The organism is Sphingobium sp. TB-6, assembly GCF_012927365.1.
GTDB lineage: Bacteria > Pseudomonadota > Alphaproteobacteria > Sphingomonadales > Sphingomonadaceae > Sphingobium.
On record NZ_JABBGL010000033.1, the window covers coordinates 14,337 to 27,325 of the forward strand.

At 60.6% G+C, this 12,989-nt stretch carries 14 protein-coding genes and 2 pseudogenes; 3 read left to right on the forward strand and 13 right to left on the reverse strand.

Features of this window, described 5'->3' with window-relative positions; genetic code table 11:
* Positions 1–197: 197 nt before the first annotated feature.
* From HHL26_RS23325 to HHL26_RS23360, 8 genes are all read right to left on the reverse strand, one after another.
* Positions 198–2,033, reverse strand: a complete 1,836-nt coding sequence (locus HHL26_RS23325; RefSeq protein WP_169576874.1) for a ParB/RepB/Spo0J family partition protein — start codon at positions 2,031–2,033, stop codon at positions 198–200.
* A 45-nt stretch (positions 2,034–2,078) separates the two neighbouring features.
* A complete protein-coding gene (locus HHL26_RS23330) occupies positions 2,079–2,270 on the reverse strand; it encodes a hypothetical protein (RefSeq protein ID WP_066564473.1) in 192 nt (63 codons plus the stop codon).
* Positions 2,271–2,642: 372 nt separating this feature from the next.
* The gene (locus HHL26_RS23335) at positions 2,643–2,981 is read right to left on the reverse strand and encodes a hypothetical protein (RefSeq protein ID WP_066564475.1); all 339 of its coding nucleotides are present in this window, start codon (positions 2,979–2,981) and stop codon (positions 2,643–2,645) included.
* Positions 2,982–3,248: 267 nt separating this feature from the next.
* On the reverse strand, positions 3,249–3,536 hold the full coding sequence (locus HHL26_RS23340; RefSeq protein ID WP_066564477.1) for a hypothetical protein: 288 nt from the start codon (positions 3,534–3,536) through the stop codon (positions 3,249–3,251).
* A 53-nt stretch (positions 3,537–3,589) separates the two neighbouring features.
* Positions 3,590–4,522, reverse strand: coding sequence for a zincin-like metallopeptidase domain-containing protein (locus HHL26_RS23345; RefSeq protein ID WP_066564478.1), 933 nt, complete (start codon positions 4,520–4,522; stop codon positions 3,590–3,592).
* 378 nt (positions 4,523–4,900) lie between these two features.
* On the reverse strand, positions 4,901–6,199 hold the full coding sequence (locus HHL26_RS23350) for a Fic family protein (RefSeq protein WP_169576875.1): 1,299 nt from the start codon (positions 6,197–6,199) through the stop codon (positions 4,901–4,903).
* Between the two features lie 7 nt (positions 6,200–6,206).
* Entirely contained in the window at positions 6,207–6,476 is a 270-nt protein-coding gene (locus HHL26_RS23355; RefSeq protein WP_066564767.1) for a hypothetical protein, read from the reverse strand.
* A gap of 95 nt (positions 6,477–6,571) precedes the next feature.
* Positions 6,572–6,970, reverse strand: coding sequence for a DUF3768 domain-containing protein (locus HHL26_RS23360; protein ID WP_066564769.1), 399 nt, complete (start codon positions 6,968–6,970; stop codon positions 6,572–6,574).
* A 380-nt stretch (positions 6,971–7,350) separates the two neighbouring features.
* Here HHL26_RS23360 and HHL26_RS23365 point away from each other — a divergent pair, with 380 nt between their 5' ends.
* Entirely contained in the window at positions 7,351–7,644 is a 294-nt protein-coding gene (locus HHL26_RS23365; protein ID WP_066564483.1) for an HU family DNA-binding protein, read from the forward strand.
* A 258-nt stretch (positions 7,645–7,902) separates the two neighbouring features.
* Here the strand turns inward: HHL26_RS23365 and HHL26_RS23370 are convergent.
* From HHL26_RS23370 to HHL26_RS23390, 5 genes and pseudogenes are all read right to left on the reverse strand, one after another.
* Positions 7,903–8,130, reverse strand: a pseudogene (locus tag HHL26_RS23370) (oxidoreductase C-terminal domain-containing protein); the annotation flags it as partial.
* A gap of 166 nt (positions 8,131–8,296) precedes the next feature.
* A complete protein-coding gene (locus HHL26_RS23375; RefSeq protein WP_346765629.1) occupies positions 8,297–8,512 on the reverse strand; it encodes a transposase in 216 nt (71 codons plus the stop codon).
* Positions 8,472–8,756 (reverse strand): annotated as a pseudogene (locus tag HHL26_RS23380) (transposase); the annotation flags it as partial. The pseudogene HHL26_RS23380 and the gene HHL26_RS23375, both read right to left, overlap by 41 nt.
* Positions 8,757–9,136: 380 nt before the next feature.
* Complete coding sequence (locus HHL26_RS23385) at positions 9,137–9,874, reverse strand: IS110 family transposase (RefSeq protein ID WP_346765630.1); 738 nt, start codon at positions 9,872–9,874, stop codon at positions 9,137–9,139.
* Positions 9,875–9,899: 25 nt separating this feature from the next.
* On the reverse strand, positions 9,900–11,141 hold the full coding sequence (locus HHL26_RS23390) for an aromatic ring-hydroxylating dioxygenase subunit alpha (RefSeq protein ID WP_066564598.1): 1,242 nt from the start codon (positions 11,139–11,141) through the stop codon (positions 9,900–9,902).
* Positions 11,142–11,317: 176 nt separating this feature from the next.
* Between HHL26_RS23390 and HHL26_RS23395 the strand changes: the two genes are divergently transcribed.
* Both HHL26_RS23395 and HHL26_RS23400 read left to right on the forward strand, forming a co-directional pair.
* Positions 11,318–12,064, forward strand: a complete 747-nt coding sequence (locus HHL26_RS23395) for a CoA transferase subunit A (protein WP_206377606.1) — start codon at positions 11,318–11,320, stop codon at positions 12,062–12,064.
* A complete protein-coding gene (locus tag HHL26_RS23400) occupies positions 12,064–12,705 on the forward strand; it encodes a CoA transferase subunit B (RefSeq protein ID WP_169576877.1) in 642 nt (213 codons plus the stop codon). The genes HHL26_RS23395 and HHL26_RS23400 overlap by 1 nt, the downstream gene beginning before the upstream one ends.
* The last annotated feature ends 284 nt before the right edge of the window (positions 12,706–12,989 follow it).

Here is a 12,989-nt window from a genome sequence, read left to right on the forward strand (position 1 = left end):
CGAAAAAAAGCCGGAGCACCGGCTCCAGCTCGTTTCAAAATACAGTTACGGTGGTCCTACGGTGCACTTGACCGGTCTGGCGCCGCGCGACCTTGGGAGCGCGGCGCCCGCGCCGGAATCAACGGCGCGGCGATGCGCATGAGCGCATCGCGCCCGGAAGCAGGGAAGGGGGACGACTTGCGTCGCCCCCCAAACATTCAGGCCAGTTCGTCAGCATCCTCATTGATGTCCATGTCGTCCATGGCCTCTGCCTCATGGCTCTCAGGCTTTTCGGGCTGGTCGAAAGCGCCGATCCGCATCGGCTCAGGGAGCCACTGGGCTGGGAGACGTCCCGACACATTGACGGCAAGGTCGGCCTTCTTCTTGATGGTCGCGCAATTGTCGGCGCTGGCATCACCCACTTCCTGCCGCAGCAGGCTAACCAGTGATGCCCGCTTCATCCGGTCGAACAGGCCAATGGGTGCCGACCAGCGCTCCGCGATATCGACCGCGCTGGCCTTGGCGATCTGTTCGAACTGGTGGTGACGCGACGACAGCATGCCACCGGCAAAGACGGTGCCGTCCACCATCATCGCGACCAAACCACCCAACAGGCTCATCTTGTCCTCGGTGGCCATCCGCCGGATCGCGTCGAACCGTCCCTCGGTCGGCAGGGAGGCAAAGCGCGCTGCCATCATTTCCTCAACCGGCTGGACATCGCTCGCTGCCATCATCTCGTCGGGTACGTCGGTTTTGACCCTGTCCGCCTTCAATTCAAGGGCCAGATGATAATCATAGGCGCCATGGAGAAGCTGACCGGCCAACGAGTCCAGCAGAATATCGAGCGCGAGTGCGGGGTTTGCCGCCACCGCCTCCTGCACGATCTGGGTCTTGATCCGGGTGAGATCGGCATAGAGGCTATTGGGATAAAGCGGGGCAGGGCCACCCGCGACGCCCGTCGCCTTGACCTTCTTTTCGGCCTTGGCCCGATAGATGCGCTGGCCCAGCGTCCCATCCCGCGAAATCCACAGCGCGATGCCGCCGACCGCTTTCTGCTCGCCATTGTAGGAGCGCAATGCTGCCGTGATAGCGTCCCGCTCGTCGATCAGCGGCGTGATCCGTTCACTATCCTCGCCCTCTTCTTCCGCGATGGCCTCGATCTGCGTGTCCAGTTCGGCCATGCGTTCGGCTTCAAGGTCGCTGGGTTCCCGTTCGACGGGATAGAGATAGCCCTTGTTGTAGAGATCATAGGGCTGGTCGAAGGTGGCGGTCACTTCAAACCAGCCGCTTGCCTGATATTCTTCGGCCAGTGCGTCCAGCTTGGCTTGCGCCAAACCTTCGATCAATTCGGGCTGGTCGGCATAGCCGCCGTCGCCCTGCGCAAATAGATCGGGCGTGATCGTGCCGCCCTGTTCGACATAGGCCTCTCGACCCACAAAGAGGAATGGCCCGCTCTGGGTGGTGAGCTTTTCCTCGGTGAGCATCGCCCTGATCCGGTGCGCCTGCCCATGCGAAGCCTTGAACACCCGAAGCTGTTCGGCATGATCGTCGGACAAGGTGAGGGCTTTGGCCGCATCAAGGGTCAGCTGATCCTTGGCGAGAATGTCGATCAGCTTGGGATTGAGCGCGGAAAGGCGTAGCATACGCGAGACGTAGCTGTCAGCATAGCCGAAGCGGCCCGCAGTCTCCGACGCCGACATGCCGCTATCGCGCATTGCTGCGAAAAATCTAATAGCATCGGCACTGTGGAGTGCCTCCCTTCCGGCATTTTCCGCGTAGGAAAGCTCGATAGCTTCTTCTTTGGTCCGAAGCTCAACGGGGAAGATGTCACTGTTGCTGATCTTCTTGCGCTTCACCAATTCCTTAAGGCCGCGATAGCGACGACCGCCTGCAAACACCCAGAACAGGTCATCCTCTTCATAGGCAATGAGGTTCTGCAACAGGCCGTGAGCGGCGATATCGTCGGCCATGGCGTTGATGGCCGATGGCTTCACGCGGCGGATATTGAGGGGGGAAAGGCGAAGCTGCGACAGCTTGGGGGTAATGATAGCCATGATGGAAACTCCTGAAATCTTGACAATGTGCGGGGGAGGGGAGGGTCAGTCCTCCAAGGCAGACAGGTCATCGAACTCGGCCGATGCGCGCTGCGCGGCGTCTCCGGCGAAGGTCGCGCCGGTAAGCGGGTAGAAGAAAACCCGGTCGCCTTTCTTGTAGGGGGTGCCGCTGGTGCAGACCCCGTCAACCTTGGCGCGTTTCCAGTAGGGATCGCCCTGATATCGTCTGGAAGGCATTGTTCTCACTCCTTTCTCTGGCTGAAAGCCGCTTGCTCTGCGGCATGCGGCTCTGCTGCTCCGGCGAGGAGCGGGATGGGGAGGGAGGGCAAAAATCGACCGCTGGCGCGGGCGAGCCGCCTAGCCTGGTCGCCGCCCACAGGGCGGCGGGCTCCGGGGTTGGCGGATTACACGGGCGGTCGATTTTTGTTCGGGAACGAAAGGGCAGGGTCCCTTGGTGTTCCCCGTCTGTGTGGCCTTCCTCAGGGAAGGCCAGCAGGACAGCAGGCCATGCCGCGCAACCGCGCGTCAGTCCGTTGGTGAATGATGGATGGGATGGAGCTTCTGGCGGCTCAGCGCATCAGGCGAAGCGGCTGCTGCATCAATGGCCGATCATGCCGGGGCGCGGTATCGCTCCCAAAGTACGCCCATCGCGTCGTTATATCCCCAGGCGTCGGCATAGACGGTGGATTGCTGGGCCAGATAGGCCATGATCGTCAGCATATCCTCCGCGATGATCGCATCGACATTGCAAAGGTGCAGGATAGGAAAATGGCCGCAGTCCAGGCCATCCCACCAGGCCAACAAAAAGTCAGCGATCTTCGATGATGCGCCGGTTTCTGCCGCGCGGGTCGGGGGCAACGCGATCTCGAGCAAACGTCCGATCGCAGCGCCGGCATCGTCAAAGCTCACGGCTCGGATGACGGGCCGGCGTTGCGGTGAATCTGTCATCTGCGCCCATCCTGCCAAACGTGTCGCGTCTCGTGCACCACTGACCTGCCATAGTCGGTGGCTGTTTTCAAAGGGGTGTCGAAGCCGCGCCGCCCGCCTGCGGGGGGCGCGGCGATTTTTCGGGTTCCAGCGAGATTGGTTCCCGCAGTCAATACGCGATGTATAGCGCTGTGTGCCGCGCTGTGTGCCGCGAGAAACATTTGACCGATCAGCGACAAGGCTGCGCCGTGACAGCGGCGCTTCCCTGTCGCCGGGTCGGGCCCTCCATCACGGGAGGGCGCGAACATCGCCCCTGATGATCTGGAAGCCAGCGTTTGCCAGTTCGTCGCAAAGGGCTTTCTCTCGCGCGGCTTGCTCGCCGGTCGTCGCGATATAGGCGCATCGCCCGTCGTGAAATGCAAAGCCCGCTCGTTTCACGCACGCCCAGAATCGCGCGCGGATACGGTCGCTCCAATCGATCGTGTCGGAGGAGGTGTGGAAGGCGGTCACGGCGTGGACCGGCCCGTAATTCTCGTCGCGCCAATCAAGGCCGATGATGGGGGACTTGTTGGTCATGATGGCAACCCTGCTGCCAGAGGGGAGGGCGACCTGAGGGCCGCCCGGGATGCTCAAGCGGCCTGCTGGCCTGCGGCGGTTTCGGCGGCCGCGAGAATGAAATCGCTGGCGGCCTGTGCTGCGGTAGCGGCCTGAAAAATGGCGCGTTTGTCTCCGCGAAGGACGGTGAGCCAACTCGCAAGGTAGGCGGCATGATCCTCGCGTTCGGTGGGTTCCATGCCCAAAGCTGCGCAGACGAACGATGCAGAAATCTCGGCTACCGCCTCTTCCTTCGCGCGCATCGCGATGCTGGTCCCATATTTTTGCAGGGTTTCCCGGTTCAATCGGCCGATACTGCCAACCGCATGGGCACATTCATGCGCCAGCGTGGCATAATAGGCGTTGCCGCTGGTGAAACTCTCGAACCGGGGCATGGTGATGGTGTCGGTGGCTGGGCTGTAGAAGGCGCCGCCATCCTTCTCCATGATCTTCACGCCCAGCGCGGAAAAGACGGAATCCAGATGCGGATCGCGGCTGTCGCGGTTCTGTATGACGGGGGCAGGGGTCGGAAAAAGCTCTCCGGGGAGACCTTCAATTTGCTCACGATTGAACACTGTAAATCGCTTCAGGAAGGAAATGCGCCGTTCCTTATCCTCCTCGTTCGCCTGACCATCCTCACCCTTTCGGGCGATCGATCCGGCATAGACGATGCGGGTGCCGCGTTCGCCCTTCTTGACATTGCCGCCCAGTTCCAAGGCTTTCTTGAAGGTCATCCAAGTGGGATTGGCGTAGCCGCGCGCCATGCTCTGCGCCCACAAGAGCAGGATGTTGATGCCCTGATAATGGGCGCCGCAGGTGCGCAGCGGCAGGCTGGCGGAGCCGCTTGCCCAGCTTGGCGACCATGGACGCACACCCTGTTCCAGTAGAGCGATGATCTGATCCGTGACCTCCTGATAGATGTCTGCGCGTTCAACATTGCTGCGAGCCGTCTTGTTGTTCCGTGCCATGGGATTTTCCCTTCCAATCTGAAGCCGAAGGCGATGGCGCCATCGACTTCTGCCAACTGGCGAAGGCGGGAGGGTTGAACCGGCAATGTCAGGGCTGGTTGGCGGGGAGGGGCATCACCCGGCTTGCACAAGCGCAGCGCGGAAAGCTGGGGATACCCCGCCAACCACCAAGCGAGCGGAGCGAGACGGTCCAGCCCTTGCCGGGAAGGGAGGAGGCCACCTCCCTTGACGAGAAGAAGAGCATGGCCGCTCGGCGGCCGCCGCTTCGTGCGAGGGGCGTCACCGGAGGGCCGAAACCGCATCGCGGGTTCGGTTGAGCGCAGCGAAATAGAGCCGGGCCGCAGGCCGCACCCGACACATCCTTGGCTTTACTTTATCTCAGCGGCTGCGGCCCCGGTCCGGCGCCGGACGTCGGGATGGCTTGGAGGAGCCAAGGACAATCCCCTCATCGAAAGGTCTGCCTGCGCGCATATTGGCCGCGATCGCCGTGCGCGCTGCATCGGTCGCGCCTTCCACGAGACGGGTACCATCCCCCTTGGCGCGGGATGCTTGCTGCACCCGCTCCAATAGCGCCTCTGCTCCCAGAAAGCGGGGGTCCGCCTTGTTCTGCTCGGGCGTGTTTTTCAGAAACAGGTCGGCGAGGCGCTCCTGCGCAGGAGACTGGGCAGAAGGAAGGATGGGCCGTTCGAGGGATCGAACGGTCCGCAAGACTTGCGCAGGCTGCTGGGTATTGATCCGCGCCGCCAGGGCCGCGCCGATCTCGCGCACCCGCTCCAAGGGCGTCTGCTGCGCCGTGATGACGGCATCGACCTCCCTCTGGCCAAGGTGCGAGAGTAATTGCGTCTGATAGAGTGGTCCCTTGGCATGTCGCACATAGGCAAGTTCGACGCGGGCGGCCGAAATTCGCGCTTCAGCCTCTCCGCCCTGCACCAGCTTCTTCAGTCGATCGGCCGCTTCGGCGCGCGCCGCCGGCAGATAGTGATCCAGCTCTTCCCGGACTTTTGCGAGGGGCAAGCGGTAGCGCTGGCCGGTCGGCGGATCGCGGGGCGGCAGAAAGGCGATGCCGCCTGGCCCGGTTCGCGGGAGAAGAGGAGCGCCGGGATCGACGGCGGCGGCCGCAAGGGTCGCGCTGAACAGACGATGATCGCCGGTCAATAACCCATGGCGAGAGGCCTCGCCCCAGGCCTGCTTGTCGATGCTCGCGATGCGGATTGGGTGCCCGGCGTCGCGTGCCAGCTGCGCTGCATGGTGGCGCAGCGTGCGCGCATTGCCCGCGCGGAAAGGGTGGATGGCATGCAGCTCGCCCAGATGGTGGCCCAGGCGGTCGAAGAAATCCTCGGGCGCCAAACCTTGAAGCCGATCATGGCGGGCGAGATCCTGAAACGCCGCTGACAGCGCGCCCGCGACATAGGGGGCGTGGGTGAACAGGCCGCCGGTCTCGCCGATATTGACGGTGCGGTCCTGGCCCGCCCAATCATAGAGGTCCCCAAAGAGATGCTTGTGGCGCGCCCGGTAACCGTCAGCGTCCGGCGAAAACGTCATGCGCGCGGCCTCATGGCCGCGCGCATGGGTCAAAAGGCGCTCGGCCTGTGCCAGGGCCCGCTCGTCCCGCAACTCCAGACGGTTCTGGAGCGTGGTCGAACCGGGATAGAAAGTGGGGTCGTGATCCGTGGTCAAGGCAGGATCAAGCGGCAGAGGCGGCGATGCCGCGGCGAAGGAGGCCCGCGACAATCTGGGTGACGAGGGCGGGCGGGACGGCTTCGTCCATCAGCATATCGAAAAGCGCCGCCTCATTGGCAGCCAGGCCTGTGCCGGTGATGGCAAGATTGGCGCGCGATTCCTGCTCGTCGAGCCGCCACTGTGCGACCTCATCGGGCGTCCCGCGAACGAAATCCATCGTCCTGACCTGCGCCCGGATCGCCTCGATATCAAAGTGAAACTTGGTAAAGCTCATCGCCACCATAACTATCCAAAATGGAGTGAAATGACAATGAATCACGATCGCCCTGAGGGGGCATCCGCCGCCCCGCTGCGCGGGGCGGCGGCGATTTAATATTCGCTGGCGAGCAAGATGGTCAGCACCCGCGTGGTCTGCTCGGCATCCCAGGGTGCCTCACTGCCGAACTCCAACGCCTTGTCATAGCTGTCGATTTTCCAGAAGACGGTTTCTCGGATCGTCTTCTTGTCCTCCGGCCGACGCTGCACCCATTCGCCGGAAGGAAGGCGATAGATAGCGCCGAAATCATGCTCCCCGTGGGGATCATTGCCCTCGTCAAACTGGTTGAAAGCCATGATCGCGGTGACGGCGGCGTGGCGATCCAGATCCTCCAGCGCTGCAAAGCCGGCCGTCATGACGGCGCGACCGGCCACACCGGGCTTCTGCCGCGCCAGGTCGTTCAGCGTGCGGATGCGCTCAACCTTCTGGTCGTCGGTCAATTCGATGCTCATATTCTGCTCCTCCATTGCAGGCCGAAAAGGCCACGGCCTCACGGCCCTGCTGTTCCGGCGAGGAACGGGATGGGGAGGGGAGCAAAAATCGATCGCTGGCGCGGGCGAGCCGCTTAGCCTGGTAGGCGCCCATCGGCGCCGGGCACCGGGGTTGGCGGATTACACGGGCGGGCTATTTTTGTTCGGGAACGAAAGGGCAGCGCCCTTGGTGTTCCCCCGCGCGCAGCAGCATGGGCTGAGCGCTAGCTCGCATCATCATTGGCAAAATGGGATGGGGGTGACGTCGTCTGACCATCAAAACAACGCCGCCAATAAGGATTGAATGGCGCCTCGCCTTTCTGGCAAAGATTGGAACGGTAGGTAAACAAAGGGGGACGCAGGTGATCCGTTCGGATTTGACGACAAAAGTGGCTGGGGAAAATCCGGCGCTCCCGCCGGAGGTCGTCGAGAAGATTGTCGATCTCTTTTTCGAGCAGATTGTGGACAGCTTATCGACGGGTGGCCGGGTCGAACTGCGTAGATTTGGTTCATCCACGACCCGAGCGCGGGAAGCGCGCATCGGACGAAACCCTTCGACGGGCGAAGAGGTCGCCGTGACGGCGAAGCGCGTGCCATTTTTCAAGCCCGGCAAAGAAATGCGCGAGAGGCTGAAAGCCGAGAAAGCGACTGCCTGAATATGGCTCGCTGCCAAGCCCTCGATTTGACGGCAATGGCGTCCGTTTGGATGAGCGCCATGGCGGCCTCTGTGTTATCGGAGACATTAAGCGGGCTTTCTGAGCAGGAACTGCAATCCTCGGTGCTCCGCGCCGACGATAAGCGCGGCTTTATCTAAAGTATAAAATCGTATATAGTGGGCAATCAAAAGTCACATTTTGCGCGCGGCAAGTTGTGCGATAATAAGAATTATGTTAAATTATCTTGATATTGGTTGTTTAGGTTGACTGTACTTCCTTAAGAGGCGCTGACGCATCGGTCAGTTGGGCCTGATCCAGCGCCGCGCCGGACAGCACATGGGCGCGGCCCTGCACATAGTCCTTGACCATGTTAACGCAATCGAGCGCGATCAGCTTGCCGCCCTTCAGATACAGTACGGAAAAGCTGCGGGTCGCCGGATCGCCGCGCAATATGGTATGGTCATGCCCGGTCGACAGGCCCACGCTCTAGCCGTTCTTATTCATGAGGCATCGTGGGACGGCGTTGCGGGTGTAGGATTGTGGGCAAGCGGGTTGAGACAGACGTGCGGGATTCTGGCGCCTGTTTCATCGCGGCTTTCCAAGGCTTGGGGTTGAGGGTTGCGGGGCTTGATGGCGGGCACAGCCGCGCCGTTCAGGGGCTGGCGGTGCGGAGTGCGACAGCGAGGTCGCGGTAGAGCACGGCGTTCGGGCAAGCGCTGGCGAAGGCGATGCGGATACGGCTGGCGGTCTCGACGACGCGGGCGGCGACCTTGATGAGCCTGAGGCGGATGGTGATGAACTCGGCGTTTTTCAGCGCGGCGGCGGCCGGGATCGTGACGCAAGGTGTCGAGATCATCGGCGTCTTCATAGCCGCAGGCAATCGCCAGCATGCGAGCGCGCAGGATGTCGCCCAGGTCGTGGACGACACGACTTTGGTTGCGAGGGTCGGCAATGCAGGCGGCAAGGCGATCCGCGAGGCCGAGTTGTCGCTCCGCCTGCGCCAGCAGCAGCACGCCACCATCGGATGTCAGCCTCCCGCCATCGAAGGCGGCGGTCACTTTCTTGCGGCAAATCGCTGGGAATGAAAAACGTGGCGCGCTATCATCTGCCATGGCGGGCGTGGCACTTTCTGTCCGGTGTAGTGGGATGGCGTAAGCACCCGTTCTCTATTCCAGATCAGCAACTTACTCTACGTCCGCCAACCCGATCGCAGGCTCATGGCGAATAAGACGGGCTTCTGTAACGGGCCTTCCTGTGTCAATCCCATTTTGAGCTTCGTCCCGCGCCGATCACGTGCTTCTGTCCGCAGTCGGCGTGAGAGCCGCTGCATGATGGGGTCGGTGAGGACCGGTCGGCCAATCTAGGGACGCGCAGTCACCGAGGTGCTGCTGCCCGTCTTGCGGCCTGGCCTGTCCATCGTCCCGGCGGGGACTTCGCTCAGGCGGGATGATGGCTTGCCCGCCTGAAGCTTTTGTCTGCTATTTCCTCCTCGTCATGCCGCCTTCGCCAAGGCAGCTTTGTAGGGGACAAAAGTCGTGCCGTTCTTGAGCATCTGATGGAGCACGACGGCGAGCTTGCGGGCAAGCGCGACACGGGCCTTGTACGGTCCCGCCCGTCGCGCGATGTCTTGCGCCCAGCTTTTCAGGTCCGAACCCTTGACCGGTCGCGTCAGGATGACATTGGCTGCCTCATAGAGGGCTGTTCGTACGCCCACATCGCCAACCTTGGAGATACGGCCACTTCGATCTGTTTCGCCAGATTGATATTTCTTGGGCGTCAGTCCAAAATGCGGCCCGACGTCCCGTGACGATCGGAACCGTTCCGGAGCATCGATCGCCGCGACAAAGGTCATGGATACCAACACGCCCACGCCCGGCGTGGACATCAATCGACGCGCGTCCATATTCTGCCGTGCCATGGCGCGCAAAAGGCGCTCGAAGCCGGCAAACTCACTCGCCAGTGCCTCCCGCGCTCTCAAAAGCGAGGACGCGATCCCCACGAGAGTCGGATGGCCTTCGACCAGCTCGCATATGCGTGCGGCGAAGGTGCGCGGCGTTGTCTTGCCGACCTTGAGGCCAAAGCCACGCAAGATGCCGCGCAGGCAGAGATCGATATCGTGGAGCTTGTTCTGCAGGATCTTGCGCGCCGTGAGACCGCCGCAACATTGATAAACATTGAAGTCCTGTACGTGACCGGACACCCTGCAAAGCCTTCGGCCCGGCCAGCCCACAGATTGGAGCGACCGGGCAAACAGCCTAAGCGTGCGCGTAAGGAAGTTTGACTTCCACGACCGACAGCTCCGCCGGAATATTCTCGCGACCGATTACCGTGTCGATATGTTGTTCATGGTTGTAGATGAACTGCTCCGACCAGCAGAGTGGTATCGAATCGATGCCACCGTGGGCCAAAGCCTTGTGCATGCCGGCCAAGGCATCCAGATCTTCTCCGATAAAGCTTTTGAAGAAGGTCAGCGTATCCTTGTCCAGTTGCTCATTCGCCGGCCCGTCGCCCGTTTTAACGAATGATACCTCAACCTTGCAGCGCCCCGTACCGATCGGCCAGACCATCACAATCGGAAACAGATACTCGGCGATGGGAAACGTGCCGTTGGGAAATATATTATAGCTGCGCTGGCCGCTGCGCGATATCTCGGCGAGCTTACTTTCTTGCTCTTCCGCTGTATCGCTTTCCGATTTAAAGAAAGCAGCACCCATCCCGCTGGTCAGCTCACCGCGCGACTTGATGACAATCGCGTTATGTCCACCACGGATCATCTGCAGCGCCGAGGTCTTCGAATCGATCACCTTATCGATTGTGTGCTCGTGCACATATTTAGCGTGATAATTTTCAGCAAAATTGTCCTGAAGGCATTTCCAGTTGCAATCTACTTCAAAGCTGAAGCGATCAAACAACCGCAAGTCATCAAGCGGAATATCCGACCAAAGTGCCGGGATATCCGTCAGAAAATCGATTAATGGCTCCGCCGCCTCGTCAAAATTCACGAAAACCAGGCTTCCGAACTGTTCGCAGCGGATCGGCTTGAGTCCACGCTCCGCCTTGTCCAAGCCCGAAAAATAATGTTCGTCAGGAACGAAGATCAGCTTGCCCTCAAGGTCGTAGGTCCAGCAGTGATAAAGGCATCGCATGTTCCGTGCGACACCTCCCTCGTCCTTCATGAGAAGCGAACCACGATGTTGGCAGACATTGTGGAACGCCCGCAACTCACCATCCCGCCCTCGCAGGACGACTACCGGGGCCTCGTTGAGCGTGTAGGTCCGATAGCTTCCCGGTTCGTCAAACTCGTGCGCCAAACCAACGAAGAGCCATGTCCTGGACCAAAGATGTTTCTTCTCGAGCTCATAAAATGCTTCGCTGGTATAGCGGGCCGCAGGAATATCCGGCAGCGCAGGAAAATCGTCCGGATATCGACGTTCACGCATTTGCATGCTCGCCGCTTCCCACATCGATTGGATGCGTTCAGGGGTTTCCAGGGTCATGTACAACCTTCCTCGTCCTATTTCGTCACAAACTTATACTCTTGCCCTTCGGCCCCTCTATCCCCCCAGCGGGGGACCGGCGAACGCGACTGTGGCCGTCCCGCCTAAGAGGGACTGCGAAACGGGTAGTGTCAGAATATGCACAGGATCTTGGGGAAGGGGACCGACGAAGCAGCATGACGCCGGCCGACATTATTCCCGATTGCAAGGACAGGATATTGCCAAAGATCGTTGAGAGCGCCCGAGCCGCCGTTGATGGCCTTTTATTCGACGGGATGACCGTCGTAGCAGGGGGATTTGGCCTCTGTGGAATTCCGGAAAAGCTGATCCTTGGCGCGCGGGATTCAGGCGTGCGCGAATTGACGGTGATCTCGAACAATGCCGGTGTGGACGATTTTGGACTGGGCCTGCTTCTCCAGACCCGCCAGATCAAGAAGATGATCAGCTCCTATGTCGGCGAGAACAAGGAGTTTGCACGGCAACATCTTGCCGGAGAACTTGAGCTGGAATTCAATCCCCAAGGCACGCTGGCCGAACGCATCCGGGCCGGAGGCGCTGGAATACCAGCCTTTTTTACCAAGACGGGCGTGGGTACACTCGTCGCCGACGGCAAGGAAGAGCGGAGCTTCAATGGCGAGCGGTACATCATGGAGACAAGCCTGTTTGCCGATGTGGCGCTGGTAAAGGCCTGGAAGGCGGACACCAAGGGCAATCTGATATTCCGGAAGACAGCTCGAAACTTCAACCCGATAGCAGCCACGGCAGCCAAGATAACGCTTGTGGAGGTGGAGGAGCTCGTGCCTGCGGGAGAGATTGACCCGGACCATGTGCATACGCCCGGCATCTATGTCGATCGGATACTCGTTGGAACCAATTATGAGAAACCGATCGAGCAACGCACGATCCGGACGGAGACGGTTTGATGGCCTGGACTCGTAACGACATTGCCGCTCGGGCTGCGCGCGAACTCAAGGACGGCGACTATGTCAATCTAGGCATCGGTGTGCCTACCCTGGTGCCGAATTTTCTAGCAGAAGGCATTGAAGTGACCTTTCAATCCGAAAACGGTATGTTAGGCGTAGGCCCATTCCCGCTTGAGGATGAGGTCGATGCGGACCTGATCAACGCCGGCAAGCAAACGGTTACCGCACTTCCCGGCGCATCCTACGTCAACTCCGCCGAGAGCTTTGCCATGATCCGCGGAGGTCACGTCGACTTGTCTATTCTGGGCGCCCTTGAGGTTGCCCAGAATGGCGATCTCGCCAACTGGACCATCCCTGGTAAGATGGTGAAAGGCATGGGCGGCGCGATGGATCTTGTCGCTGGCGTGGCGCGGATCATCGTCCTGATGGACCATGTCTCGAAAGGCGGAGAACCCAAGTTTCGCAATGAGTGTAGTCTTCCACTTACCGGAGCGGACGTGGTCGACATGATCATCACCGATCTGGCGGTCTTCGAACGTCCCGAGCGCGGATCATGTCCCTTCAGATTGAGGGCAATGGCACCGGGTATCACTCTAGATGAAATAAGATCTAAGACGGAAGCGGCGTTCACCGTCGATTGAAGTCGGCTCCTGTTATCATGGCGGGTCTGCTTCAGTCGAAGAACACCCGCCACTTACCGGCTGTCCCTGCACTACCTCATCGGCATCCGGGGCTCTATGAGCCAGTGGCTTTAGGCCACTTCGTCGTAACGTGTGGCGTGCGACAAGGATGGCAATCTGCTGATTCCGAGGGAAACCGCCCCCTCATTCCGAAATGATGCCGCCCCCCTGTTCCGAGAATTACTCGCCCCCTGATTCCGAGATGATGTCGCCCCCTTGGCGGGGATGACGATGGAGGGCCGCTG

Excerpts from the sequence above, each read along its gene's own strand:
- HHL26_RS23390 (WP_066564598.1), bottom strand. The coding sequence starts at position 11,141 with ATGACCCTGGAAACCCCTGAACGCATCCAATCGATGTGGGAAGCGGCG.
- HHL26_RS23345 (WP_066564478.1), bottom strand. The coding sequence starts at position 4,522 with ATGGCACGGAACAACAAGACGGCTCGCAGCAATGTTGAACGCGCAGAC.
- HHL26_RS23395 (WP_206377606.1), top strand. The coding sequence starts at position 11,318 with ATGACGCCGGCCGACATTATTCCCGATTGCAAGGACAGGATATTGCCA.
- HHL26_RS23360 (WP_066564769.1), bottom strand. The coding sequence starts at position 6,970 with ATGAGCATCGAATTGACCGACGACCAGAAGGTTGAGCGCATCCGCACG.
- HHL26_RS23355 (WP_066564767.1), bottom strand. The coding sequence starts at position 6,476 with ATGAGCTTTACCAAGTTTCACTTTGATATCGAGGCGATCCGGGCGCAG.
- HHL26_RS23400 (WP_169576877.1), top strand. The coding sequence starts at position 12,064 with ATGGCCTGGACTCGTAACGACATTGCCGCTCGGGCTGCGCGCGAACTC.
- HHL26_RS23325 (WP_169576874.1), bottom strand. The coding sequence starts at position 2,033 with ATGGCTATCATTACCCCCAAGCTGTCGCAGCTTCGCCTTTCCCCCCTC.
- HHL26_RS23335 (WP_066564475.1), bottom strand. The coding sequence starts at position 2,981 with ATGACAGATTCACCGCAACGCCGGCCCGTCATCCGAGCCGTGAGCTTT.
- HHL26_RS23340 (WP_066564477.1), bottom strand. The coding sequence starts at position 3,536 with ATGACCAACAAGTCCCCCATCATCGGCCTTGATTGGCGCGACGAGAAT.
- HHL26_RS23330 (WP_066564473.1), bottom strand. The coding sequence starts at position 2,270 with ATGCCTTCCAGACGATATCAGGGCGATCCCTACTGGAAACGCGCCAAG.
- HHL26_RS23375 (WP_346765629.1), bottom strand. The coding sequence starts at position 8,512 with ATGAAGACGCCGATGATCTCGACACCTTGCGTCACGATCCCGGCCGCC.